The organism is Streptomyces sp. NPDC088097 (assembly GCF_044741845.1).
Classification (GTDB): domain Bacteria; phylum Actinomycetota; class Actinomycetes; order Streptomycetales; family Streptomycetaceae; genus Streptomyces.
This window is the reverse complement of sequence record NZ_JBIUTJ010000022.1, coordinates 15518-38114: the sequence shown is the minus strand read 5'-3', so window position 1 is coordinate 38114 and position 22597 is coordinate 15518. Positions and strand designations below refer to the sequence as shown.

25 protein-coding genes and 1 pseudogene are annotated in these 22597 nt (G+C 70.2%); 11 read left to right on the top strand and 15 right to left on the bottom strand.

Annotated elements, in window-relative coordinates:
• Nucleotides 1–382 precede the first annotated feature (382 nt).
• The 4 genes from ACIOD1_RS33485 to ACIOD1_RS33470 form a co-directional block, all read right to left on the bottom strand.
• A complete protein-coding gene (locus ACIOD1_RS33485; RefSeq protein ID WP_365627322.1) occupies nucleotides 383–874 on the bottom strand; it encodes a hypothetical protein in 492 nt (163 codons plus the stop codon).
• A 4-nt stretch (nucleotides 875–878) separates the two neighbouring features.
• Nucleotides 879–2018, bottom strand: a complete 1140-nt coding sequence (locus tag ACIOD1_RS33480) for a hypothetical protein (RefSeq protein WP_365627319.1) — start codon at nucleotides 2016–2018, stop codon at nucleotides 879–881.
• Nucleotides 2018–2557: a type VII secretion target gene (locus tag ACIOD1_RS33475; protein WP_365627316.1), complete on the bottom strand. Its 540-nt coding sequence runs from the start codon at nucleotides 2555–2557 to the stop codon at nucleotides 2018–2020. The genes ACIOD1_RS33480 and ACIOD1_RS33475 overlap by 1 nt, the downstream gene beginning before the upstream one ends.
• A 293-nt stretch (nucleotides 2558–2850) precedes the next feature.
• Complete coding sequence (locus ACIOD1_RS33470; RefSeq protein ID WP_401906829.1) at nucleotides 2851–4323, bottom strand: MFS transporter; 1473 nt, start codon at nucleotides 4321–4323, stop codon at nucleotides 2851–2853.
• 149 nt (nucleotides 4324–4472) lie between these two features.
• Here ACIOD1_RS33470 and ACIOD1_RS33465 point away from each other — a divergent pair, with 149 nt between their 5' ends.
• Nucleotides 4473–5039: a TetR/AcrR family transcriptional regulator gene (locus tag ACIOD1_RS33465; RefSeq protein WP_365627311.1), complete on the top strand. Its 567-nt coding sequence runs from the start codon at nucleotides 4473–4475 to the stop codon at nucleotides 5037–5039.
• A 324-nt stretch (nucleotides 5040–5363) separates the two neighbouring features.
• Here the strand turns inward: ACIOD1_RS33465 and ACIOD1_RS33460 are convergent, their stop codons facing one another.
• From ACIOD1_RS33460 to ACIOD1_RS33445, 4 genes are all read right to left on the bottom strand, one after another.
• Nucleotides 5364–5849 (bottom strand): DUF1801 domain-containing protein, encoded by a 486-nt coding sequence (locus tag ACIOD1_RS33460; RefSeq protein WP_365627308.1) that lies wholly within the window; start codon nucleotides 5847–5849, stop codon nucleotides 5364–5366.
• Between the two features lie 102 nt (nucleotides 5850–5951).
• Nucleotides 5952–6596 carry a glyoxalase gene (locus ACIOD1_RS33455; RefSeq protein WP_365627305.1) on the bottom strand — a complete coding sequence of 215 codons (645 nt, stop codon included), beginning with the start codon at nucleotides 6594–6596 and terminating at the stop codon, nucleotides 5952–5954.
• On the bottom strand, nucleotides 6596–7135 hold the full coding sequence (locus ACIOD1_RS33450) for a helix-turn-helix transcriptional regulator (protein ID WP_401906825.1): 540 nt from the start codon (nucleotides 7133–7135) through the stop codon (nucleotides 6596–6598). Before ACIOD1_RS33450 ends, ACIOD1_RS33455 begins: the two co-directional genes overlap by 1 nt.
• Before the next feature lie 204 nt (nucleotides 7136–7339).
• The gene (locus ACIOD1_RS33445; protein ID WP_365627299.1) at nucleotides 7340–7750 is read right to left on the bottom strand and encodes a VOC family protein; all 411 of its coding nucleotides are present in this window, start codon (nucleotides 7748–7750) and stop codon (nucleotides 7340–7342) included.
• A gap of 172 nt (nucleotides 7751–7922) precedes the next feature.
• Here ACIOD1_RS33445 and ACIOD1_RS33440 point away from each other — a divergent pair, with 172 nt between their 5' ends.
• Both ACIOD1_RS33440 and ACIOD1_RS33435 read left to right on the top strand, forming a co-directional pair.
• Nucleotides 7923–8462, top strand: a complete 540-nt coding sequence (locus ACIOD1_RS33440; protein WP_401906822.1) for a 2'-5' RNA ligase family protein — start codon at nucleotides 7923–7925, stop codon at nucleotides 8460–8462.
• Nucleotides 8463–8808: 346 nt separating this feature from the next.
• On the top strand, nucleotides 8809–9642 hold the full coding sequence (locus ACIOD1_RS33435) for a PIG-L family deacetylase (RefSeq protein ID WP_365627293.1): 834 nt from the start codon (nucleotides 8809–8811) through the stop codon (nucleotides 9640–9642).
• 170 nt (nucleotides 9643–9812) lie between these two features.
• On the opposite strand, the gene ACIOD1_RS33430 is transcribed toward ACIOD1_RS33435, so the two are convergent.
• Nucleotides 9813–10223, bottom strand: a complete 411-nt coding sequence (locus ACIOD1_RS33430) for a RidA family protein (protein WP_401906818.1) — start codon at nucleotides 10221–10223, stop codon at nucleotides 9813–9815.
• Nucleotides 10224–10300: 77 nt separating this feature from the next.
• Between ACIOD1_RS33430 and ACIOD1_RS33425 the strand changes: the two genes are divergently transcribed.
• The 3 genes and pseudogenes from ACIOD1_RS33425 to ACIOD1_RS33415 form a co-directional block, all read left to right on the top strand.
• A complete protein-coding gene (locus tag ACIOD1_RS33425; protein WP_365627483.1) occupies nucleotides 10301–10675 on the top strand; it encodes a helix-turn-helix domain-containing protein in 375 nt (124 codons plus the stop codon).
• Between the two features lie 277 nt (nucleotides 10676–10952).
• Nucleotides 10953–11372, top strand: coding sequence for an FKBP-type peptidyl-prolyl cis-trans isomerase (locus ACIOD1_RS33420; RefSeq protein WP_401906816.1), 420 nt, complete (start codon nucleotides 10953–10955; stop codon nucleotides 11370–11372).
• Between the two features lie 157 nt (nucleotides 11373–11529).
• Nucleotides 11530–11628 (top strand): annotated as a pseudogene (locus ACIOD1_RS33415) (FtsX-like permease family protein); the annotation flags it as partial.
• A 267-nt stretch (nucleotides 11629–11895) separates the two neighbouring features.
• On the opposite strand, the gene ACIOD1_RS33410 reads toward ACIOD1_RS33415, so the two are convergent.
• On the bottom strand, nucleotides 11896–12627 hold the full coding sequence (locus ACIOD1_RS33410) for a response regulator (protein WP_401906813.1): 732 nt from the start codon (nucleotides 12625–12627) through the stop codon (nucleotides 11896–11898).
• A complete protein-coding gene (locus tag ACIOD1_RS33405) occupies nucleotides 12615–13940 on the bottom strand; it encodes a sensor histidine kinase (protein ID WP_401906811.1) in 1326 nt (441 codons plus the stop codon). Before ACIOD1_RS33405 ends, ACIOD1_RS33410 begins: the two co-directional genes overlap by 13 nt.
• A gap of 213 nt (nucleotides 13941–14153) precedes the next feature.
• Between ACIOD1_RS33405 and ACIOD1_RS33400 the strand changes: the two genes are divergently transcribed.
• A complete protein-coding gene (locus ACIOD1_RS33400; RefSeq protein WP_401906808.1) occupies nucleotides 14154–14960 on the top strand; it encodes an ABC transporter ATP-binding protein in 807 nt (268 codons plus the stop codon).
• A gap of 254 nt (nucleotides 14961–15214) precedes the next feature.
• Here ACIOD1_RS33400 and ACIOD1_RS33395 read toward each other — a convergent pair whose 3' ends face one another.
• Nucleotides 15215–15388: a hypothetical protein gene (locus tag ACIOD1_RS33395; protein ID WP_401906805.1), complete on the bottom strand. Its 174-nt coding sequence runs from the start codon at nucleotides 15386–15388 to the stop codon at nucleotides 15215–15217.
• A 47-nt stretch (nucleotides 15389–15435) separates the two neighbouring features.
• Between ACIOD1_RS33395 and ACIOD1_RS33390 the strand changes: the two genes are divergently transcribed.
• Both ACIOD1_RS33390 and ACIOD1_RS33385 read left to right on the top strand, forming a co-directional pair.
• The gene (locus ACIOD1_RS33390; RefSeq protein ID WP_401906803.1) at nucleotides 15436–15864 is read left to right on the top strand and encodes a hypothetical protein; all 429 of its coding nucleotides are present in this window, start codon (nucleotides 15436–15438) and stop codon (nucleotides 15862–15864) included.
• 335 nt (nucleotides 15865–16199) lie between these two features.
• Nucleotides 16200–16880, top strand: coding sequence for an adenylate kinase (locus tag ACIOD1_RS33385; protein WP_365627278.1), 681 nt, complete (start codon nucleotides 16200–16202; stop codon nucleotides 16878–16880).
• Between the two features lie 54 nt (nucleotides 16881–16934).
• On the opposite strand, the gene ACIOD1_RS33380 is transcribed toward ACIOD1_RS33385, so the two are convergent.
• The 3 genes from ACIOD1_RS33380 to katG form a co-directional block, all read right to left on the bottom strand.
• The gene (locus ACIOD1_RS33380) at nucleotides 16935–17861 is read right to left on the bottom strand and encodes an SDR family NAD(P)-dependent oxidoreductase (RefSeq protein ID WP_365627275.1); all 927 of its coding nucleotides are present in this window, start codon (nucleotides 17859–17861) and stop codon (nucleotides 16935–16937) included.
• Nucleotides 17862–17910: 49 nt separating this feature from the next.
• Nucleotides 17911–18498, bottom strand: a complete 588-nt coding sequence (locus ACIOD1_RS33375; RefSeq protein WP_401906800.1) for a TetR/AcrR family transcriptional regulator — start codon at nucleotides 18496–18498, stop codon at nucleotides 17911–17913.
• Nucleotides 18499–18692: 194 nt separating this feature from the next.
• Nucleotides 18693–20882: a catalase/peroxidase HPI gene (gene katG / locus ACIOD1_RS33370; RefSeq protein WP_401906797.1), complete on the bottom strand. Its 2190-nt coding sequence runs from the start codon at nucleotides 20880–20882 to the stop codon at nucleotides 18693–18695.
• Between the two features lie 265 nt (nucleotides 20883–21147).
• Here katG and ACIOD1_RS33365 point away from each other — a divergent pair, with 265 nt between their 5' ends.
• Both ACIOD1_RS33365 and ACIOD1_RS33360 read left to right on the top strand, forming a co-directional pair.
• Complete coding sequence (locus ACIOD1_RS33365; RefSeq protein WP_365627266.1) at nucleotides 21148–21600, top strand: Fur family transcriptional regulator; 453 nt, start codon at nucleotides 21148–21150, stop codon at nucleotides 21598–21600.
• Nucleotides 21601–21691: 91 nt separating this feature from the next.
• Entirely contained in the window at nucleotides 21692–22120 is a 429-nt protein-coding gene (locus tag ACIOD1_RS33360) for a hypothetical protein (RefSeq protein WP_365627263.1), read from the top strand.
• Nucleotides 22121–22597: the final 477 nt, after the last annotated feature.

The window sequence follows — 22597 nt, the reverse complement described above, 5'->3', positions numbered from 1 at the left end:
CGGACGCCGCGTTCGCCCGCTCGCTCGACGACCGGGCCCCTTCCGTACGGGCGCCCCTGCTGGACTCGCCCCACCTCGCGCCGTCGCTTCGGCCCGCGGGCGCACCTGAGCGGCCCTCGCCGAGAACCGTCGCTCCCCACCGATCTCGTGGAGCGGCCCGCCGTCGACCCCGACGAGGACGTACGGCTCGCGGTCTCTTTCAGGCCTGAAGTGAACGAGACGCGTGGAGGCCTTCGCCAGGGACGACGTGAAGTGGGTACGGGGCCGGCCGACCTCAACGTGTCGCGTAGGGCGGCGGCTTCCGCCCACCGCGGCTTCGGCGCGCTGCCGCTCGGAGCCCCACCTGTCGCCCGACCGTCTGCACCGGAACCCGTTCGAGGTGTCAGCTCGTCTTGGTGAGGTCCAGGCGGAAGTCCGGGCACGTGTCCGGGTCGGAGTTCTCGTAGAGGACCGTCCCGGTGGAGTCCATGGCGACGGACAGACGGTCGACCGTGTCTCCCGACAACCAGTCGTGCGGCTGGGTGAAGTAGAGGTGGACCAGGGGATGGTCCTTGGGGTTCGAGGGGGTGTCGATTTCCCAGGTGCCCGAGCCCTTGAAGGTGGCGCCCAACTCCGCCCGGTAGTAGTCACCGGTGGGCCAGTTCTCCACCGTGAGGTCGCCTCCGTTGTGGCCGGGGGTGAGCGAGAGGGTGAGGCTGACGCCGTCGGCGTCGTGTTTGCCCCGGTAGGTGCCGGCGAGTTCGCTGCCGCCCGCGGCCGTGGCCTCGGGCGGGATGCAGCGTTCGAACGTGCTGGAGGCGCCGCACCCGGTGAGCTGGAACGTCAGCAGGGAGAGGGCGGCGGCCGTCGTGAGCGTGCGCAGGGGGCGGATCATGGGGTTACTTCGCTCCGGCCGGAATGCGTTCGGTCCAGGTGATCTCCTGGCGGACGGTGGAGAGGACGCCCTCGTCCCGGTTCGTGCTCTTGAGCCAGTCGTAGTAGCCGATGAAGTGCAGGAACGACTCATTGCTGGTGGCGTTCTTCAACTTGTACTGCACGACCAGGGAGCCGTCGGGGTCCTGCCCCCGCACGTCGTAGTCGAGGGAGTAGGAGCCGGCGAAGGCCTCGCCGAGGTGCCTCGGGTCCCCGGTGACAATGGCGGGGATGTCCGTCGTGATCAGCTTCTGGAGCGCGCCGATCTTGCCGCCTTCGGAGATCGAGTAGTGGACCGTGCCCGACGCGTTGCCCTCCTTGCGCCACTCGTCGAGGGTGTCCGCCCGGAGCTTCGTCATGCTCTCGCTCTGTCGTATGAGCTCGGTCATCGTGTCCCCGGCCTCGTACTGCCGGTCGCGCGGGCCCTCGCCGAGCAGCCATCCGAAGCCCAGGTCGTACGGGTCGTCGCTGTTGGGCAACTGGTACGGGGACTTGCCCTGGATGGCGCGGTTGAGCTCGTTGTACTCCTCGTAGCCGATCGTGTTGGTGGAGTCGATGTTCTGGTGCTGGGGCTTGGCGTTGAACCACTCGTCGACGCCGATGTCCGACATCAGGCTGAACGACAGGTTCTGATCGGCGGCTATCCCGCGCTTGACGATCTCCAGGATCTCCCGCCGGGCCGCCTCGATCGCCTTCGCGTCCTCGGACCCCTGCTCGATGACCTTGCATACGCCGTGGATCACGGACGCCGACACGGTGCCGCCGGAATCGATGTGCAGGCCCCGCTCACCGGCGCGCCGGACCGCGCCCTCAAGGTCGGTCTTCACGCTCTCAAGCTCCCCCAAGGCGTCGTCGAGGACACCGATCACGGCTGCCGCGACCTTGGTGGCGTCGTCGAGCCGGCGCTCGATGTCGTCGATCATCCGCCAGGCGTACGGGGCCGCCGCGCCCTCCCAGTAGCCCTTGTCCCGCAGCGGCTGGAGCATCTCGCCGTGGACCCGCTTGCCGAGCTTGGCTATCGCCTCGTGCGAGGTGCGCCACTGGTCCGCGAGCTTCCGTAGCGGCCCAAGGTCGGTGTCCAGGATCTCCCGGTAGAACGAGGCCATCAGAGCCCCTCCAACAGCGACTTGCGGGGCTTGATCCCCCGGAACGCCTCTTCGATCTCGTGGTCCGTCTTCGTATAGTCCCGCGCCCCGACCCGGAGGCTTTCCGCGATCTGCGCCAGCCACCCCGCCACCGTGCCGGCCTGTGTCTCCCACTGCTTGTGGGCGGCCCGCAGGGCGAAGGCCGTCTCCCAACCGCCCATGGCAGAGGCCGCCGCCTGCGCGGGTCCTTCGAGTGCGGCGGCCGGCTGGGTGAAGGCGGTGTGGATCTCGTCCGCGCTGCCGGCGGCCTTGGTGAGGATGGATGGCTCGATCCTCAGGACGTCGCCGTCCTGGTGCGGCCCGGCCTTGGGGGCCGGTTTGAGGAACGGGTACGGCTCTTGGAAAGGGGTCTGCTGAAGGGGAACAGGGACGAGCGGGTCGTGGTAGCTGTCCGCGGGCGGAGCCTTGGTCAGGCCCCCGGCCCAGGGAGAGTTGTGTTTCTTCAGCTCGTCAGAAGTCAGCGGTAGCTGGGACGGCTCGGGCAGTTTGTCGTCACTCAAGTGGAATCCCCCGTGGTGATGCGCGTTCGCTCGGCAGCTTAACCGGGGGTGCTGGGCGAGTGGATACCAGGCCGTTCCCTTCGGGTCATCTGGCTGACCAGGTGCGGATGGCGGCGGGGTGGAGTCCCGCGAGGGTGGATCGCGGCGGGATTCAAGGGCCGGCCCGAGCAGCATGCTGCACGGCTCCCCGGCGACGGTGGCCGCTCTCGCTGCCCACCGTCGCGCACGGAGTCCTCGGCGGCCGTGCCTGCCCGCATCGACTCGGTTGGGGGCCGAGGCGGCCGTTGTTGTCGTCAACGCCGGTTCACGGATGCCTCTTTCAAGGTGGTGACCGCACCTGGATCGGTGGAACGTTGCGGCGCCGCGGAGCCTTCCGCGGGCTTGGAGCCGGCCAGCCACAGGCCGGTGATCACGGCGGTGGCCAAGGTGATGACGCCGGCCGCGACGAAGGCGCTGTTGAGGCCGGTCTCGAAGGAGGCGCCGCCGGACTGCCGGGAGCGGACGATGGCTCCGAGGAGCGCCACGCCGAGTACCGCGCCGATCTGCCGGGTGGTGCTGCTGATGCCTGAGGCGAGGCCGCCTTCCTGCGGGCTGACTGCTTGCATGGCGGCTCCCGTCAGGGGGGACATGGTCAGTGCGAAGCCGATGCCGATCGCTCCCAGCCGCCACCACACGTTCCCGTAGCCGGTGTCGGCGTGCACCATGCCGAGCGCCAGCAGTCCCAGGCCGGCCAGGGCCAGGCCGGTGGTCACCACGATGCGGAAGCCGTACCGGGCGGCGAGCCGGCCCGCGTACGGGCTGACGATCACCATGGCGAGGGATACCGGCAGGGTCTGAAGGCCCGCGCGCAGGATGGAGCTGCCTTGGACGTACACGAAGAACTGGGAGAAGAAGAACGAAGAACCCATGAGCGCGAACCCCACCACGACCATGGCGGTGTTGGACACGGTGAACAGGCGCTGCCGGAACAGCCGCAGCGGCAGCAGCGGCGCGGAACGACGCGCCTCGACGGCGACGAAGGCGGCGAGGAGGAGCACCGCGGCGGTGAAGCTGCCCAGGATCACCGGCGCCGTCCAGCCGCGGGCACCACCCTCGATCAGCCCGTAGGTCAGCGCCCCCACCCCCAGGACGGACAGCACCGTCCCCGGGACATCGATCGCGGGGGCGCTCTGATTGCGGGACTCGTCAAGGCTGCGCAGACCGACCAGCAGAAGGACCACGCCGATGGGCAGATTGACCAGGAAGATGGCGGGCCAGCCGAAGACATCTGTCAGCACGCCGCCGGCCACGGGGCCCGCGGCCAGACCGATTCCGCTGACTCCGGCCCACAGCCCGATCGCCTTGATTCGTTCTTGCGGCACGGGATAGGCGGCGACGAGCAGGGCGAGCGAGGCTGGGCTCAGCGCCGCCGCCCCGATGCCCTGCAGCGCCCGGCCGGCGACCAGCCAGCCGACCGAGGGCGCGAGGCTGCACAGCACCGAGGCGACGGTGAACACCGCCACGCCGGTCAGGTACACGCGCTTGCGACCGAACCGGTCGGCGAAGACACCGCCGGACAGCAGCAGCATGGCGACCAGCAGGACGTACGCGTCGACGATCCATTGCAGACCGGTCAACTGAGTGTTCAGCCGGTGCTGCATATCGGGCAGCGCCGCTCCGACAATCGTGTTGTCGAGCAGGACCATGAGTTGACCTAGGCAGGTCACCGTGAGCAGCACGGCCCGGTTTGACCGACTGCCTACGACCGCCGCGTGCGATGCGGCCATGGGGATTCCTCTCCATCGTTGGTTCGCCCGGCCGGGGTTGAGGCGGGTGGCGATACACCTGAGCGTTCTAAAGCAGTCACTGACTGCGTTAGGCGACTGTAGGGAGGGTCCCACGCAAAAGCAAGCGATAACTGCGTTAAGATAGGGGCATGAACGAGCGACAGCGAGCCCGGCGGCCCGGCGGGCGCAGCGCCCGCGTCGGCGCGGAGGTGCACCAGGCCGTCACCGACCTGATCAGCGAGCGCGGCTACGGCAACTTCACCGTCGGCGAGGTGGCTGCCCGCGCGGGCGTAGCCGACAGCAGCATCTACCGCCGGTGGGGAAGTCTGGAAACCCTGCTCACCGACGTGACGCTCACCCGCCTCAACGCGCAGTCGCCGATGCCCGACACCGGGAGCCTGGCCGGCGACCTGCGCACTTACGCGGCCAACGTGGCCCGCGAGATCACCGGACCCGACGGTCTGGCGGTGGTGCGCCTGGCCGTCGCCCTGTCGAGCACAGGTCAGCAGGGCTTGCAGGCGGGTGACGACCTCCGCGCCGAACGGATGCGGCAACTGCAGTCCATGCTCGATCGCGCCCGCGAACGTGGCGAGGACGCACCCGACGCGTTCGGCGTGCTGGACCACGTCCTGGCGCCGATGTACATCCGCGTCTTGTTCGGCATGGTCCCGCTCACCCCGGACTACATCGACGGGCTGGTCGACCGATTGCTGTGACCTCGACCCGGTCCCCGGGATCAGCCCCCGGACGCGGTGCCGGTGGTCGACGACCACCCGGGGCTCCGTGAGGTGCGGGTGCCCCGAGCCGGAGACGTTCACCCTGCCCGTCCACGGCGGCGGCCGGCACCTGCGGCGTCCGCGGTTGCCCGGCCTGCCGCTGCCACTGAGCCATGGTTCTACGATTTCACCTTGCGCGCCGCGAGCCGGCACCGCAGTGAGCTGCGGGATCTGGCCGGCCGGCGCGAGTGCACGAGTGCGCCGAGACCAACCTGGTCAGAGCTCGTCTCGCAGCTGCCGCCGCCGGTCCCGCCCCCGGTCGGCTCAGGCCACTGCCTTCTTCACGAGGGCGCTGATGAGCTGTTCGTCGGCCGCGGTCAGCTCCTTCAGCGCGTAGGCGATCGGCCACATGGCGCCGTCGTCGAGTGCCGCCTGGTCGCTGAAGCCGAGGGTGGCGTACCTCGACTTGAACTTCTCCGCGCTCTGGAAGTGGCAGACGACCTTGCCGTCCCTGGCGTACGCGGGCATCCCGTACCAGAGCTTGGGCGCAAGGCCCGGAGCGGCGGTCTTGACGATCTCGTGGATCCGCTCGGCGAGGACCCGGTCCGCCTCCGGCATCTCGGCGATCTTCGCGAGCACGTCCTGCTCCGCGGCCGCCTCCTTCTCCGCCTGGGACGCACCGCGCCGCGCCGCCGTCTGCTTCTGCTCGCGTGCGTGATCCTTCATCGCGGCCCGCTCGTCGGCGGTGAATCCGTCGTACTTCTCGGTGGTGGTGCCGGAGTTCTCGGCGGGCGACTGCGTGGACGGCATGGCAGGTTTCCTCTCGTACAGGTCGTGCAGGACAGGGACAGGCGGGGCGGGGTGGGGCGGGGCGGGAGTGCAGGGTCGGGAGTCGGCAGGGCGTACGGCGAGCTACGCGGCGGCCTCCCAGGCGAAGCCGTCCGGGTCGGTGAAGGTCTCGGCGGTGCTGCCGAGGAGGATGCGGTGCGAGCCGCTGCCGTCGATGGGGACGCCGAGGTCCTTGGCCAAGGCGCGGCGCTTGTACAGCGCCAGCTTGACGCGGCCGGCCGCACCGGGGGCGAACTCGGCGTACTTGCCGCCGAAGCTCTTGGCCACGGTCAGGCCCCGGTCGATGTAGAACTGCTTGGTGGCCTTCACGGCCTCGACGCCGAGCAGCAGGACGACCTCGTCGATCTCGCGGGTGTCGGGGCCGGTGTCCTTCTTCGCCGAGGTCGCGATCTTCCAGATCGTGCCGTCGGGGGCCTGGACGACGCCGCTGTAGCCCCACAGCGACTTCGCGGCGGGCTTCAGGACCGTGGCGCCGGCGTCCACGGCGGCGGCGACGAAGCCGTCGACGGTGGCCGGGCCGGACACCGTGAGCCCCAGGGTGAAGCCGCGGAATCCGGTGGTGTGGGCCTCGGACGCCCGCAGGTGGACGTACGTGTCCACGCCGAAGGCGGTGTAGAAGCGGTGGGCCGCCTCGGGGTCGGCCACCTCAAGGGTGACGGACGCGAGGGACAGGTGGGCTGCGGTGGAAGCGGTGGTTGCCATGACCATCACGCTAGGGGTTGGGTGCCGGCCGGGGCTTCTCGATTCCTGACCGGTCTCGCGACCTGCTTCGCCACGCACGCCGGCATCCCCACCACCGTGATCGCCGAGCCCGGCTCGTGGGCCGCACCCGAGGCATGGCCCGCGGGTACGGCATCGGCAGCGTCATGTGCCGCAGCCGCCGCTTGGCGCCGGAAGGCTCCGGGCGACATGCCGACCAGCTCGGTGAAACGGGTGGTGAACGTACCGAGCGACGCGCACCCGACCGCGAAGCAGACCTCGGTGACGCCGAGGTCGCCCCGCCGCAGCAGCGCCGCCGCCCGCTCGATGCGACGCGTCATCAGATACGCGTACGGCGACTCGCCGTAGCCTGCCCGGAACTGGCGACTCAGGTGCCCGGCGGACATGTGCGCGTCGTGGGCGAGCGCCTCCACGTTCAGCGGTTGTGCATACTCCCGGTCGATCCGGTCGCGGACGCGGCGCAGCCGCGCGAGATCGTCCAGGCGCTGCGCCTGGACGCGTGCACGCCGCCATTCCGGCTTACACATGAGGCCCCCTTCTTTGTCGTTCGTCTTTCATGGGCATCGACGTCTTCGGGCGTCTGGGATGCCCGCCCGGGCGGACACCCCAGACGCCCGGGTGGTGCGAGCTCATGCGCTCGGGTGCGCCGCGGTGCTCCTCACGGGCGGTCGCGATGTCCGCCCCACGACCGCACGGCCGCACCCGTGTACCCGAACCCGTACCCTCAGGGCTCAGCGCAGCTCCTGGATGCGGACCAGGTTGCCCGCCGGATCCCGGAAGGCGCAGTCGCGCACCCCGTACGGCTGCTCGGTCGGCTCTTGGACGACCTCGGTGTCCCCGGCCTGTGCCTTCTCGAACGTGGCATCGAGGTCCGGGGTGGCCAGCAGGATCCAGCCGTAGGTGCCCTTGGCCATCATCTCGGTGATGGTGCGGCGCTCGTCCTCCGTGATGCCGGGATCGGCGGCAGGCGGCGCCAGAAGGATCGACGTGCCGGGCTGACCGGCCGGGCCGACCGTGATCCAGCGCATCTTGCCCTGCCCGACATCGCTGCGAACCTCGAAGCCGAGGACGTCGCGGTAGAAGGCGAGCGAGGCGTCCGGGTCGTCGTGCGGCAGAGCCGTCGTGTGAATGGTGATTTCCATGGCGAGCAGGTTAGACGCGACGCCGTCAGCCTGGCTTCTCGATTCCTGCTCGATCCGAAGGCGGAGTCGCCTTCTCGGTAGGTCCCTCGCCGACCTGTCCGGCGATCGTTCCTGATCGTTCAGTGGAAAAGGAGCCGTGCCGTGTGCGGCAGAGGTGACACCATGCCACGTCATGGCAAACGACAGCGGTAGTACGTTTCGGGCGGGCCGGACGGGGCTCATCGTCCGCATCCCGGAGGCAGAGTCGGCCGTCCGCGGGTGGCGTGAACGCTTGGACCCCTCAGCCCAGGCCGGGGTCCCCGCGCATGTCACCGTGATCTTCCCGTTCCTCGACGAGAGCCGAATCGATTCGGTCGTCTACTCCGCTCTCGCGGACGTACTGGGACGCCACCAGGCCTTTGACCTGCGGTTCGAGAGATGTGGGCGGCTCCCGGAAGTGTCGTATCTCGTTCCCGAGCCCGACACTCAGCTGCGGCAGCTCACGGAGGCGGTCGCTGATCGATGGCCCGAGGCCCCGCCGTATGGGGGTCGGTTCACCGAGATCGTGCCGCACCTGACCATCGCGCAAGGCCAGGAAGACGCCGTCTTGGAGAAGATCGAGGCCGACCTCGCCGGCCGGCTCCCGTTCACCTCTCGTGTCTCGTCGGTTGAACTCCTGGTGCACGACGGCACGAAGTGGCAGGAACGGGCGTCGTTCGCACTCGGGGAATGAGCAGGTCATGAGGCTCGGCCGGTCCACCGCACCTTGGGCAGCGAACCCGTGTGGGGGCTCCCGGCAGCGGTAGCCGCGTAGAAGCCGGATCCGACGTGGCGCCGGGACACGCAGGCCGCGCTTGTGGCCTCGTTCGCACGGAACGCCAACGCCTGGAAGGTCAAGCGGCCGCGTCGGGAACAGCCGGGCCGGTCGGTACGGTTGCACCGACCGAGGGGCGGGCGCTGCAGGGGGGCCACGGAGACCACAAGGCCGTCCGTCCCACCAGGATCCACGCCCCCGGATCGCGGTACGCCCGCCGCACCCTTGGACTACGACGTATCCATTTCTGCAGGAGGACTTCTTCATGACTGACCGGCCCTTGACGCTCATGGCAGTACACGCCCACCCCGACGACGAAGCCACCGGAACCGGAGGCGTCCTCGCCCGGTACGCGGCGGAAGGCATCCGCACGGTTCTCGTGACGTGTACCGACGGCGGTTGCGGTGACGGACCCGGCGGAGTCAAGCCGGGCGAGCCCGGACACGATCCGGCGGCCGTCGCCTTGATGCGCCGTCAGGAACTGGAGGTCAGTCGTGACGTCCTGAACATCAGCGATCTGGAGACGCTGGACTATGCCGACTCCGGGATGGTGGGCTGGCCGAGCAACGACGCCCCCGGATCGTTCTGGCAGACCCCCGTGGAGAAGGGCGCCGCCCGACTCGCGGAACTCATGCGGCACTACCGGCCCGACGTGGTCGTCACCTACGACGAGAACGGCTTCTACGGCCACCCCGACCACATTCAGGCCCATCGCATCACGATGGCGGCGCTGGAGATGACCGAGCTGACACCGAAGGTGTACTGGACGACGATGCCCCGCTCGATGATGCAGCGGTTCGGCGAGATCATGCGCGAGCTTCACGGGGACCTGCCGGAGCCGGATCCGGCCGAGGCCGCCGCGATGGCCGAGATCGGCCTCCCCGACGATGAGATCACCACCTGGGTGGACACCCTCGCCTTCAGCGGCCAGAAGTTCGACGCGCTGGCCGCGCACGCCAGCCAGGGCGAGAACATCTTCTTCCTCAAGATGGGCAAGGAGAAGTTCGGCGAGCTGATGGGCACGGAGACCTTCGTACGCGTCAAGGACGCCACCGGCGCGGCCGTACCCGAGAACGATCTCTTCGCCGGCCTGCGCTGATCCGGCCGCCCGACGGGGGCCGGGAAGACGGCCGCGCGGCGGGAGCGAGCTGGTCACGCATCCCGGCTCGGCTCCCGTCCGGACGATCCCCTCGGCGACCAAGAAGCCGCCGAAAGCCCTCGGGATCAGCCGCCACACCCCTCATCACCACGACAGCATCCGCTCGGGAATCAGCCCAGCAGTGCGGTCGCCTCAACCTCGACGAGCACATCCGCCTCGAAGAGGTAGTCGACCCCGATGAGCGAGGCCGGCGGCAGGGGCAGGGGGAGCCCGATCTCGGCGGCGACGGCACCCACCCCGGCCATGAGGTCGCCGATCTTCTCCGGACTCCACCGGGTCACGTAGAACGTCAGGCGCAGCACGTCCGCGAACGACGCGCCCGCGCCCGCCAGCCCGACGGAGGTGTTGCGCAGCGCCTGGGCGACTTGCCCGGCCAGGTCGCCGAGTGCGACCGCGCTTCCGTCTGCCAGGCGTGCGATCTGTCCGCTGACGTGGACGTGCGTCGTGCCGGTGCCCACGGCGACGTGGTGGTACGGGACCGGCTGCAGCATGCCGTCGGGTGTGAAGTGCTGAACAGTCACGGCTGTTCCTCCTTCAGAGTAGGTATCTGTACGCTACTTAGTAGAAGAAGGACACTTCAACGAGACCAGGTTTCCTCATCGATACCGACGACGAGTTCCGCATCGAGCTTCCGCACCGCGAACTGCTCGACCAGATCCTCGACAAGTGGTCGCTCAGCGTCCTCAACGAGCTATGCGAACGCCCGTGCCGTTTCAACGAACTGCGCCGGGCCGTTCCCCAGGTCACCCAGAAGTCGCTGACCTCGACACTTCGCCGACTCGAACGAAACGGCGTGATCGAACGCGAGGTCATGTCCACCCGCCCGGTGGCGGTCAGGTACCGGATCACACCGCTCGGCAAGACCCTGCGACCGCCCGTCGACGTGCTGTTGGCGTGGGCCTCGGCGCAGATGCCCGCCATCACACGCGCACGCGAAGCCTTCGACACCCGGGACGAACAAACAGGCCTCTGATCCTGCGCCGGTCTCGGCCTGGAGCCGGGTCGAAGAAGAAGTGCGTCTCGACCCCCGGTGCCGCTCCCGCCCTGGTGGGAGCGGCACCGGGGAGGACCGAAGCCGTGCGGGTTGATCAGTTCCGGGGCGGGTGGCGATCGCAGCGCGGCCACACGACCAGTCGGCTCCGCGGGTTTCGACGATTGCCGGTAGCGTGATCGTCTGCTGCATGGAGTGTCCGTGCGTCCGGGTGGTCCGTGTGAGGGCTCTCCGGCGGAGAACGATGGGGCCGGCCGCGATGAGTGAACAGACGAAGCCTGAGATCGATGCTCCGAAGGGTGATGCACCCGACGAGCTGACGACCCGGGACCTCGTGGTCGGGGACGGGGCCGAGGCAAAGCCGGGCCGGGTCATCCAAGTCCACTACGTCGGGGTCACGTTCGGGACGGGGAGGGAGTTCGACTCCTCCTGGGACCGGGACCAGCCGTTCAAGTTCGCCGTGGGCGGCGGCAAGGCCATCAAGGGCATGGACCGGGGCGTGAGGGGAATGAAGGTCGGCGGCCGGCGTGAGATCACCATTCCCCCGCGTCTCGGCTACAAGAACCAATCCCCCTCCCCCTTGATCCCGGCGGGCTCGACCCTGATTTTCGTCGTGGACCTCCTCGCCGTCCATGGCGGGCCCGCCAGTGGGACGTCTGGATCGATCGCCTCGGCCTAAGCGCGACGTTTCGGTCCACCGCCGGTGGGTGGACGTCCCGTGACTCCCCACCCCGCATCCAGTGCGGGCATCGTCACCGCATCCGGCCTGGTCCCCTCTCCATATATGGCAGCTCCGCGACGTCTTCGGCGCCAAGGGCGTCACCAACACCCTCGCGATGTCGGTCATGGAACGCCGCCGGGAAATCGGTGTCCTTCGCGCCATCGGCCTGGACCGCCGCGGCGTGTTCCGGATGATCCGCCTGGAAGCCCTGATCGTCGGCGGCCTCGGCGCGGCCGTCGGCACCGCCATGTCCTCGGTGTCCTCCTCGCCCTCGGCGGAGCACGCCTCGCCTCGCTCTGGCCGGCCCACCGAGCCGCCCGCCTCGACATCCCCACCGCGACATCGTCATGACTCCCCTCCACACCGAACGCGACGGACCGGACCGGCGCCCACACGGCCCGGGCCGGTCCGTCGCTCGTTCAAGCGCCGCCGATCGATCCGCGCCGGCGGACGACTCCGGCCTGCCGGTCACGGACGGGGCTCACCGCCCACGCGGTCCGTACGGGTCGGCCTCGGCTTCTCCCCCGACGCCGCCGTCGGCGACGGCTCCGATGCCGGCGTCGTGGACGATCAAGGCGACCTGGACCCTGTTCGTCACCCCCAGCTTGTTCAGGATGCTCGACACGTGCGCTTTGACCGTCGGGACGCTCATGTAGAGGCGGGCCGCGATCTCCGCGTTCGTGCGGCCCTGGCCGACAGCTCGGGCGACGTCGTACTCCCGTGCGGCGAGCCGCTCCAAACGGGCGTGGGCGCGTGCGCGGGCATCGGCTGCGGTCGAAGGCCGCGGGGTGGCGATCTGCGCGATCAGCTGTTGGGTCACCGCCGGGGACAGAACGGGATCGCCGGCCGCCACCCGGCGTACGGCCGCCACGATGTCTGCGGGCGGCGTGTCCTTGAGGAGGAACCCGGCGGCCCCGGCGCGCAGGGCCCGCACCACGTAGTCGTCCGGATTGAAGGTGGTCAGGATGATGATCGCCGGTGGAACCGGCAGGGCGCGCAGGGCCTGGGTGGCGGCGAGACCGTCACAGACCGGCATGCGGATGTCCAGGAGGACGACGTCGGGGGCCTCCTTCGCGGTGAGGTCGACGGCCTCGCGACCGTCGCGGGCCTCGGACACGACGTCGATGTCCTCGACGCCCGCGAACATCATCCTCAGGCCCATCCGCACCAGGGGATCGTCGTCGGCGAGCAGGAGTCGGATCACGCCGGCCACGGTATCCACGCTTGCAGGAGGAAGTCGGCCCCGGTGCGGCCGTGTCGCAGCTCGCCGCCCGCCAGCGCCGCCCTCTCGGCCAGCCCGATGAGCCCGCGACCGGAGCCCGGAATGGCGCCGGGCGGGGCGGCCGAACCCGACTCGGAGGGTGGGGGCGGTTGCGGGTTCGCCGTCGCGGGGTTGCGCACGATGACGTCCAGGCCGGCGTGCGGATCGCCGCTCACCTGGACGTGTACGGGTGCGGACGGTGCGTGCTTGCGCGCGTTGGTCAGGCCCTCCTGCACGATGCGGTAGACGGTGCGGCCCGCGAGGTCGGGGGCGGTGTCCGGCTCGTCGACGTCGATGTCCAGGTACAGCCGCATGCCCGCGGCCCTGGACTCCTCGGCCAGGCGTGCGAGGTCCCCGAGGCAGGGCTGCGGAACCTCGGGGGGCGGGTCGAGGGTGAGGGGCGCGCGTTCCCTGCCGTCCGCAGGCGTGGCCGTCGGCTCCGACCACCGGCCGTCGTCGGTGGTGCGCAGTACCCCGATGACGGTGCGCAGGTCCTCCAGTGCCTGGTGGGCACTGGCGCGGATCACGCCCGCCGCGCGACGTGTGTCGCCCGGATGCGGGGACTCGTTGAATTCGAGCGCGCCGGCGTGGAGGCTCAACAGGGACAGTCGATGGGCCAGGACGTCGTGCATCTCGCGTGCGATCTCCTCGCGGGCCCGCTGCTGGGCCTCCACCACCTGTCGGGCGGATTCCACCTCCGCGCGGCGGGCCCGCTCGGTGAGGCTGTCGACCAGCATCCGTCGCGAGCGCACGAAGAGTCCCCACCCGACCGCGAGGGCGACGAGGGTCCAGGCGATGAGCAGAGTACCCAGCATCGACAGGTCGGTGATCGCCGGGCGGCCGAGCACCTGCACCGCGGCGACGGGCAGCGCCGCGGCCACCGCGAACCATGCCGTGGTGCGCGGGGGGCGCGACGCGGCGACGGTGAACAGGGCGATCATCGCCGAGACGGTGACCGCTGAGGAGGCCATTCCCAGGCACAGCGTGACGGTCGCGACGGCGGCCGGGAAGCGGCGACGCCACCACAGGGCGGCGGCCGCGGCGACGGCCGGGACCGATCCGGAGGTCACGAAGAAGAAGGGACGGGGGCCGCGCGTCACGGCGGTCAGCAGCCAGTCGGCGGGGGTCGACAGGGCCGCGGTCAAGGACATGCGGGGAAACATCAGCAGCGGGTTGGCGGCCGTCCCGGCCAGCGTCACGGACAGGCAGGCGGCGAACGCGACGACAGCGAGGTCGTGGCGCCGACGGGTGCGGGGCTGGGACATGAACACCCACGCCCCGCCCACACCGCCGGCATCGCCGGCATCGGACGGCATCCTCGCGCTGTCGATGCCCACCGCCGTGCCAAGCCCGCGCCCCACCGCGCGTCAGCGGATCGTCCCCCGCTCCCGGCCGTCCCACACGAGCGACGACCTCGGTCGGCAGCCGGCCGGCCCGAAGCCGGGCACCGCGTCCGCACGGCCTGTGGGGCGCGGTCGATGAGCGCCGGCGTCGACGACGCGGTCCCCGCGCTGCGTGCCGTGGGGCTCGGCCGTCGCTACCGGCGCGGCTGGGCCCTGAAGGACTGCACCTTCCAGGTGCCGGCCGGCCGCGTGTGCGCGTTGGTCGGACCCAACGGCGCCGGCAAGAGCACCCTCCTCTCCCCCGCCTGCGATCTGCTCGCCCCCACCGAGGGGTCGATCCGCGTCTTCGACAGGGCACCTCAGGACACGTCGGCCCGCGCCTGGACGGCCCTGTTGAGCCAGGACAAGCCGCTCCACCGGGGCTTCCGGGTCTCGGAGATCCTGCGGATGGGCCGCGAGATGAACCCGGGATGGAGCCAGGACGTCGCGGAACGGGTCCTGGAGGGCGGCAACATCTCCCTCCGCGCCCGGGTGGGGTCCCTCTCCGGCGGCCAGCGCACCCGCGTGGCGCTCGCCCTCGCCTTCGGCAAACGTCCCCGCCTGTTGCTGCTGGACGAGCCGATGGCCGATCTCGACCCACTGGTACGGCACGAGATGACCGAGTTGATGCTGTCCGAGGCCGCGGCCCACGGCACCACCGTCCTGATGTCCTCGCACGTCGTATCCGAACTGCAAGGCGCCTGCGACTTCCTCCTCCTCGTCGGCTCCGGCCGGATCCGCCTCGCCGGCGACATCGACGCCCTTCGCGCCGCCCACCGACCCGGCGACGACGGCCCGACGCCTTCCCTGGAGCAACTCCTCATGACCTACCTGCGCGACCCGGCGCCGGCCGCCTTCACCACCGAAACCGCCCGCGTCGACCGTGACGGGGGCGCGGCGTGACGGGCGTCCGCGGCGTGAGTTGGCTGGTCTGGCGCCAGCACCGCACCACCCTGTGGGCACTGCTCGCCTTCACCGTGCTCGTCGCCGGGTTCTTCCTGTACGGCGGGTCCGGGGCGGCCGACGCCACCTCGACCCTCGCGGAATGCGTCGATGCGACCGGCCCCACGGCGCCGCCCGAGTGCTCCCAGGCCGTGACCGATTTCCAGCAGCAACACCAGTACCCGCTCCGGCAACCAGGAAGTGGAGTCGGGCACCTACCGCACGGCGCTCGCCCAGTCGGTACCCCGCAACCGCTGGTTCCGCGCGAAGGTCACCGTGCCCGTGGTCATGACCGTGCTCGGGGCGGGAGCGATCACCGCCTGCGCCACCTGGTGGTGGCACGCGGTCGCCGCGCCGCTGGGCAGCCGGTTCCCCTGGCACGGGTCCATGCCCTTCGCCGCCGTCGGTCCCGCACCGGGTCGCCAAGGCGCTGCTCGTGCTCGCGATCGGGATCGGGACCACCCTGGGCCTGCTGGTACGACGCACCGTCGCGGCCATGGCCGCGACCGCGGTCACCGGCGTCGTCGTCCTGTTCGCCCTGGAACACGTACGTGGAGCGCTCTGGCCGACGGTGGTGGCACAACGATCGGACATCACGGCGGAACCGGCCCCGGACGGAGCCTGGATCCTCAACGGCGGCCTCCTCGACACCACCGGCCGCAGGGTCCCCGAATCGAGCGAGTGCTACGCCTCCACCGACTACGGTCAATGCCTCGCCGGCAAGGGCATCACCGGCCGGTGGACGGAGTTCCACCCGGCCTCCCACTTCTGGCCTCTGCAGTGGACGCAGACAGGCCTGTGCCTGGCGGCGAGCGCGGCCCTGATCGCCCTGTGCTTCTGGTGGACGCGCCACCGCCTGACCTGACGCCCCGTCCGCCGACCGACCCGGATCTCCAAGCCGACGTCCGGGTTACGCACCTCCGCCCCGCGGGTGCGACAGGTCCAGGCCGCGTCCGGCGGGTGGTCGGGGTGGCCCGGCCGGATCGGCCACCGCACGGGGTTCCTCGCCGGGCCGGCACTGTTGCTGGACGCCACACCCCCGGCCGAGCGCCCCGGCGCCACCCGGTCCTGGGCCTCCTCACGGCGCCTATCATTCGTGGGAACGCACCAAGGGCGTCCACGTCTACGCAGCCACGGCGCCCAGCTGTTCGGATCTCAAATCGGGTCCTGGCCACGCATGACGAAGGGGACACCTCAGCGATGCGCATCCTCCTGATCGGGCCGCCCGGAGCCGGCAAGGGCACGCAGGCAGTGCGCCTCGCCGCGCACCTGTCCATCCCACACATCTCCACCGGTGACCTGTTCCGCGAGCACATCGATGAGGGCACGGAGCTGGGCCAGAACGCCCACACGCACATGCGCGCCGGTCTTCTGGTATCGGATGAGGTCACCATCGGGGTCGTGGAAGAGCGCATCGCCCGCCCGGACACCGAGCCCGGATTCCTACTGGACGGCTTCCCCCGCAACCTTGCCCAGGCGAAAGCGCTGGACGGCATCCTCGCCGCCTCGAAGTCGAGACTGGATGCCGTGCTCGACCTGGAAATTCCCGAGGAGCAGGTGGTCAGGCGCATCGCTGGACGACGGCTGTGCCGTCAGGACCGCGAACACCTCTTCCACGTCGACTACGGTCCGCCTGCGGTGGCGGGAACCTGCGACATCTGCGGCGGTGAGCTGTACCAGCGCGACGACGACCGCGAAGTGACTGTTCGTCGGCGGCTGGAGGTCTATCGCACCGAGACAGCTCCGGTCGTCGACCACTACCGGGCCCAGGGCCTGGTGACCACCATCTCGGCCCTCGGTCACGTCCAAGAGGTCCTGGACCGCGCGCTGGAGGCCATCGGCCAGGGCCCGCTCGACACATCCGACGCCTCGAACTGTTGACCCCTCCACCGGGAAGCCGCGGGCCCGCCCGTACCGCTCACCACCCCAGCCGCTTCAGGGTGCGGCGCTGGGGTCGACCCCGGTGAGTGCGACGCTCGCGGACCACAGGTGAGCGGCCGTCTCGGGATCGGTCATGTGCGCCCGGGGCTGCTCGATGCGGGGTTCACCGCGCAGGCCGAACATCCGAGGGCCCAGGAGCATGCCGCCGCTGACATCGGGATCGAGGGCGGCGCGTACGGCGGGCCAGGCGCCGGCGTCCTTGCCCTGGAGGAGCAGTCCGGCGGGCAGGCTGAGCAACCGGCTGGAGACCGAGCGTACGGGTATCGCGGGGCGCGCGGGGGTGAGGGAGTCCAGGGCGCCGCCCGGGTGGGCGACGAGGCTGGCGCGGTCGCTGCCCTGGGCGCGCAGGCGGCGGTCGAGCTCGAAGGCGAAGCTCATCTGGGCAAGCTTGGAGCGACCGTACGTCCGCTTGGGATCGTAGTCACGGCGGGACTGGAGATCGTCCGGGTCGAGGCGCTCGGAGCGTGCGGCGAAGCTGCCCATGGTGATGACGCGGGCGGCGGGGGCCGCGTCGAGCAGCGGGTTCAGCCAGTGGGTGAGCGCGAAGTGCCCGAGGTGGTTGGTGGCGAGCATCTGCTCGTGGCCGGCCGCGTTCTCCCGGCGGGGCGGGGCATCCAGTGCGATCCCTGCGTTCAGGACGGCCACGTCGAGCCGGTCGAGGTCCAGGCCGTCCACCGAGGCCTTGAGCGAGGAGAGGTCCGCGAGGTCGAGCGGCATGTGGGAGACCCGGGCGGCCGGCACCCGAGCGGCTATCGCGGCCGTGGCGGCCGCGGCCTTGGACGGGTCGCGGCTGCCGAGGACGACCAGGGCCCCCGCTGCGGCGAGTTGTTCGGCGATGAAGTATCCGATGCCCGCGTTACCTCCGGTCACGAGGATGTTCAGGCCGTGTGCAGCCGGCGGGCGATGAACGTTCCAGGTCATGGCGGGCCTCGCGGGGAAGGGTGGAAAGAGGGCACGGGCAGGGGTGTGATCAGAAACCGGGCCAGCCCTGTTTGAGGTGCGTGAACGCCTCCGCGAGGGCGGCTTTGCGGTCGGGCCGGTCGGAGGCGAGGTCGGGGGTCTCCAGGACGTAGCGGGCCAGGACGTACAGGGAGTCGTCGGGTTCCGTGCGGCCCGCGGCCTCGGCGAGCAGTGCGGCCAGGCTGTCCTGGCAGGCGATCCAGACCCGCCGTGCGTAGTCACGGAGGGCCGGTGTGCTCATCACCAGGGCCATGCGGCGCTGGAACTCTTCGGGCAGGTCGTCCGCGAAGGGGGCCCGGCCGGCGAAGAAGTCGTGCAGGGCGTCCAGGACCCCGCTCCCGTCGGGGCGGTCACGAACCGCGGCCGTCAAGGACGCCTCCCGCTCGCCACTGTCGTCGAGGATCAGGGCCTCCTTGCCGGCGGGAAAGTGCGCGAAGAGCGTCGTCACCGCCGTGTCCGCGGCCTCCGCGATGTCGGCGATCTTCACTCTGTCGTAGCCGCGCTCGAGGAAGAGCTCCAGCGCCGCATCCGAGAGCGCCCTGCGGGTCGCCGCCCTCTTGCGTTCACGCCTGCCCGGCAGCGATCCATCGGTCGTCACGAGACAAACATAGCACTACTGAATCTATTTTCGTACTGATGACAGTTTCATAGTCGATGCAGGCTGCTGTTGGCCCACAGCGCCTTCTGCCCGCACCGCGAGCAGATCGGCCCGTGCGCCCGAGACGGGGTCGGCCGCCCGGAACTGCTTCGGACGGCCGACCCGGCACAACCCAGTGCCCTCTTGGGTACGCCCTAGACGAGGTCGAACCGGTCGAGGTTCATCACCTTGTCCCAAGCGCCGACGAAATCACGCACGAACTTCTCTTCGCCGTCCTTGGACCCGTAGACCTCCGAGACAGCTCGGAGTTGGGCGTGCGAACCGAAGACGAGGTCGACCGCGGTGGCCGTCCACTTGACCTCGCCCGTGGCGGCATCGCGGCCCTCGAACACGTTCTCCGCCGACTCCGACGCCTTCCACTCCGTGCCCATGTCGAGCAGGTTGACGAAGAAGTCGTTCGTCAACGCCTCCGGGCGGTCGGTGAAGACGCCGTGCGGGGTCTGCCCGAAGCCGGTGTTCATGGCCCGCATGCCGCCGATCAGAACCGTCATCTCGGGCGCGGTCAGGTTCAACAGGTTGGCGCGATCGAGCAGAAGGGTCTCGGGTGACAGCTTCTCCCCCGGCTGGAGATAGTTGCGGAACCCGTCCGCCCTGGGTTCGAGCACGGCGAACGTCTCCACGTCGGTCTGCTCCTGCGAGGCGTCCGTGCGCCCCGGGGCGAACGGGACCGTGATGTCGTGCCCGGCGTTCTTCGCGGCTCGTTCGACGGCCGCGCACCCGCCCAGGACGATCAGGTCGGCGAGCGAGATCCGCGTTCCGCCGGACTGCGCACCGTTGAAGTCCTCGCGGATGCCGTCGAGGGTCCGCAGCGTCTCGGCGACCTCGGGCAGGTCGTTGACCGCCCAGTCCTTCTGCGGCGCGAGTCGGATCCGGGCCCCGTTGGCCCCGCCACGCTTGTCGGTGCCTCGGAAGCTCGCCGCCGACGCCCAGGCGGTGCCCGCCAGTTGGGGGACGGTCAGTCCCGAGGCGAGGATCCGGTCCTTGAGAGCCGCGATGTCCGTCTGCGAGACCAGCTCGTGGTCCACCGCGGGGACGGGGTCCTGCCACAGCTGCGGCGCCGGGATCCACGGGCCGAGGTAGCGCGAGAGCGGGCCCATGTCGCGGTGCAACAACTTGAACCACGCCTTGCCGAACGCTTCCGCGAGCTTGTCCGGGTTCTCGTGGAAGCTCTTCGCGATCGGTCCGTAGATCGGGTCCACGCGCAGCGCGAGGTCCGTCGTCAGCATCATGGGGGCGTGCTTCTTCGACGGGTCATGGGCATCCGGGACGGTGCCCTGGGCCGAGGGGTCCTTGGGAGTCCACTGCTGCGCACCGGCCGGGCTCGTCGTCAGCTCCCAGTCGTAGCGGAACAGGTTGTCCAGGTACCCGTTGTCCCACTTCGTCGGCTCCGTGGTCCACGCACCTTCGAGCCCACTGGTGAGCGCGTCGACGCCCTTTCCGCTTCCGTGGGTGTTCCTCCACCCGAGGCCCTGCTGCTCGATGGGGCAGGCCTCAGGCTCGGGGCCGATGTACTCGGCGTCGACCGCACCGTGGCACTTGCCGAAGGTGTGACCGCCGATGATGAGGGCGGCCGTCTCCTCGTCGTTCATCGCCATGCGACCGAAGGTCTCGCGGATGTCCCGGGCGGCAGCCTTCGGATCCGGATTGCCGTTGGGTCCTTCCGGATTGACGTAGATCAAACCCATCTGCACGGCTCCGAAAGGACCGGTGAGTTCCCTGTCGCCGCTGTAGCGCTCGTCCCCGAGCCAGGTGTCCTCGGGCCCCCAGAAAATCTCCTCGGGCTCCCAGATGTCCTCTCGGCCGAAGGCGAAGCCGAAGGTCTTGAACCCCATCGATTCCATGGCGCAGTTGCCCGCGAAAACCAGAAGGTCGGCCCATGAGATCTTCCGGCCGTACTTCTGCTTGACCGGCCAGAGCAGACGGCGCGCCTTGTCGAGGCTCGCGTTGTCCGGCCAGCTGTTGAGCGGTGCGAAGCGCTGCGCCCCGGCCCCGCCGCCGCCCCGGCCGTCCGCGATGCGGTACGTCCCGGCGGAATGCCAACTCATCCGGATGAAGAGCGGCCCGTAATGGCCGTAGTCGGCGGGCCACCAGTCCTGGGAGTCCGTCATCACCTCGAAGACGTCCTGCTTCAGGGCCTCGACGTCCAGGCTCGCGAACTCTTCCGCGTAGGTGTAGCTCTCGCCCATCGGATTGGCCAGAGGCGAGTGCTGGTGGAGAACCTGTAGATCCAGCTGATTTGGCCACCAGTCCCGATTCGACCTGGGGCGGGTCGGCGCGGGGGTAGGGGCAGGGATGACCGGGTTCTCGCTGTCGCTTCCGGACACGTCCGTCCTTCTTCCTGTGTCGGTGTTTCCATTCTCGCGAACGGCGCCGATGATCGAGCGCGTGTCGGCGCGTCCGTATGGTCGCGCACCGGAGAGCTCACCGCGGAGAGAACACGCGGAGCGCGTCCGCATAACAAGCGGTCACATCCGTTCTTTTCCGAGACCGTGAGGCAAGGTGGCATTTTCCGATCATCCGCTTTCGTCAGCGACCCGATCGACATCGCTAAAATCTCGTTTTCCCGCCGAGCCGAAAAGGTGAGCCGATATGAGTGACCTGTTGGAGCGACTGCGAGGGCGTGGCTGGCGGATGACGTCCCAGCGGCGTGTCGTCGCGGAGGTCCTCGACGGCGACCACGTACACCTCACGGCCGACGAGGTGCACACCCTCGCGGTCCGACGACTGCCCGAGATCGCCCGAGCGACCGTCTACAACACCCTGGCCGAGCTGGTGCTGCTCGGTGAGGTCGTGGAGGTCTCCGTCCAAGGTCGCGCGAAACGCTTCGACCCCAACGCGCACCATCCGCACCAGCACCTGGTGTGTTCCGGCTGCGGCACCATCCGCGACGTCCACGTGACCGGCGTGCCGGTCGGACTGCCGGCGGAGGAGCGGTTCGGCTTCATCGTGTCCGAGGTCGAGGTCACCTACCGCGGATTGTGCCCGGCCTGCGCTCCCGGAGCGCAGGCCGGAGCGAACGTGACCGAGGACGATGGCTCGTAGGGCGGGTGCGCCGGCGCCGGCCGGGTAGGCGGACACGCAATCGCAGGTCCCGGTCCGGTGGCCTCGCGGAGTACCGGACGGAGTGATCGAGATGCGTGTGACAGCGGCAAGGATCCTGGGCGTGGCCACCCTCGGCTACGGGGTGGCGGTCGCCTGCCGGCCGGCGGTACTGGCCCGCCCCTGCGGGCTGTCCGAGCAAGGGTCCGCCGCGCTGCTGATCCGGGCCGTCGGGGTACGGGACGCCATCATCGGCGCCGCGATGGCGGCCGCTCCCGTCGGCGCGGCCCTGCGTACGGTCACTCTCTGCCGAGTCGCGGCCGACCTCGGTGACGCGCTCCTCTTCGGCTCGTTCCTGCCGGGCCGAGACGAGCGCGCCAAGGCGGCCTCGGCCGCCCTGGCCTGGGCGGCGCTCGGGGGCCTGACCCTGACCGGTGACACTCGCCCGTCCGCCCCGCTGCTGGAAAGTGCGGCGAACGTAGCCGTGCGGGGCGCCCAATCCGCGACCCGCGCGGAACTCTGACCCCGACGACCCCCGGCGCTTCCGGGGGCGGCGCTGGCCGCTGTCCGCGGGGTGCTCCTGAGGCCGGTGGGGGGCTGCTGCTCCACGGCGGCCCGGAGGGCGCGCGACGCCCGGCCCCGTCGCCAGCCGCCCGGGCCTTCGAAGCGGTTGCGGGAGCGGTACCGCTCCCGCAACCGCTCCGCGACCCGCTCCGGGTTCGCCGTGACCGGGCTCGCTTCGTCCGGTGTCCTCCGCGGCTCCTGGTCACGCCGGTCCCGCTGGTAACGCTGTCCTCCGGAGACGGTCCTCTCCTGCCACTGCTCCACCGACCACCACAGCCTGGTGCCACCGCGTCCGGTCCGCTCGTCGACCCGCGCGACGACCTCCTCCGCTGTCGAAGGGCGCCCCAACGCCCCCCGGCCTCCAGCACGTCCCCCTCGTCCGGTGCGTACGTCCGCCCGTCGCCCCCACTCGTCCCCACCGCCGGCTCCCCCACTC

Coding starts and splice junctions, on each gene's coding strand:
- ACIOD1_RS33440 (WP_401906822.1), top strand. CDS start 7,923: ATGGCAAACGACAGCGGTAGTACGTTTCGGGCGGGCCGGACGGGGCTC.
- ACIOD1_RS33420 (WP_401906816.1), top strand. CDS start 10,953: ATGAGTGAACAGACGAAGCCTGAGATCGATGCTCCGAAGGGTGATGCA.
- ACIOD1_RS33445 (WP_365627299.1), bottom strand. CDS start 7,750: ATGGAAATCACCATTCACACGACGGCTCTGCCGCACGACGACCCGGAC.
- ACIOD1_RS33400 (WP_401906808.1), top strand. CDS start 14,154: ATGAGCGCCGGCGTCGACGACGCGGTCCCCGCGCTGCGTGCCGTGGGG.
- ACIOD1_RS33470 (WP_401906829.1), bottom strand. CDS start 4,323: ATGGCCGCATCGCACGCGGCGGTCGTAGGCAGTCGGTCAAACCGGGCC.
- ACIOD1_RS33405 (WP_401906811.1), bottom strand. CDS start 13,940: ATGTCCCAGCCCCGCACCCGTCGGCGCCACGACCTCGCTGTCGTCGCG.
- ACIOD1_RS33465 (WP_365627311.1), top strand. CDS start 4,473: ATGAACGAGCGACAGCGAGCCCGGCGGCCCGGCGGGCGCAGCGCCCGC.
- ACIOD1_RS33460 (WP_365627308.1), bottom strand. CDS start 5,849: ATGCCGTCCACGCAGTCGCCCGCCGAGAACTCCGGCACCACCACCGAG.
- ACIOD1_RS33385 (WP_365627278.1), top strand. CDS start 16,200: ATGCGCATCCTCCTGATCGGGCCGCCCGGAGCCGGCAAGGGCACGCAG.
- ACIOD1_RS33435 (WP_365627293.1), top strand. CDS start 8,809: ATGACTGACCGGCCCTTGACGCTCATGGCAGTACACGCCCACCCCGAC.
- ACIOD1_RS33485 (WP_365627322.1), bottom strand. CDS start 874: ATGATCCGCCCCCTGCGCACGCTCACGACGGCCGCCGCCCTCTCCCTG.
- ACIOD1_RS33480 (WP_365627319.1), bottom strand. CDS start 2,018: ATGGCCTCGTTCTACCGGGAGATCCTGGACACCGACCTTGGGCCGCTA.
- ACIOD1_RS33360 (WP_365627263.1), top strand. CDS start 21,692: ATGCGTGTGACAGCGGCAAGGATCCTGGGCGTGGCCACCCTCGGCTAC.
- ACIOD1_RS33395 (WP_401906805.1), bottom strand. CDS start 15,388: ATGGACCCGTGCCAGGGGAACCGGCTGCCCAGCGGCGCGGCGACCGCG.
- ACIOD1_RS33365 (WP_365627266.1), top strand. CDS start 21,148: ATGAGTGACCTGTTGGAGCGACTGCGAGGGCGTGGCTGGCGGATGACG.
- ACIOD1_RS33380 (WP_365627275.1), bottom strand. CDS start 17,861: ATGACCTGGAACGTTCATCGCCCGCCGGCTGCACACGGCCTGAACATC.
- ACIOD1_RS33455 (WP_365627305.1), bottom strand. CDS start 6,596: ATGGTCATGGCAACCACCGCTTCCACCGCAGCCCACCTGTCCCTCGCG.
- ACIOD1_RS33450 (WP_401906825.1), bottom strand. CDS start 7,135: ATGTGTAAGCCGGAATGGCGGCGTGCACGCGTCCAGGCGCAGCGCCTG.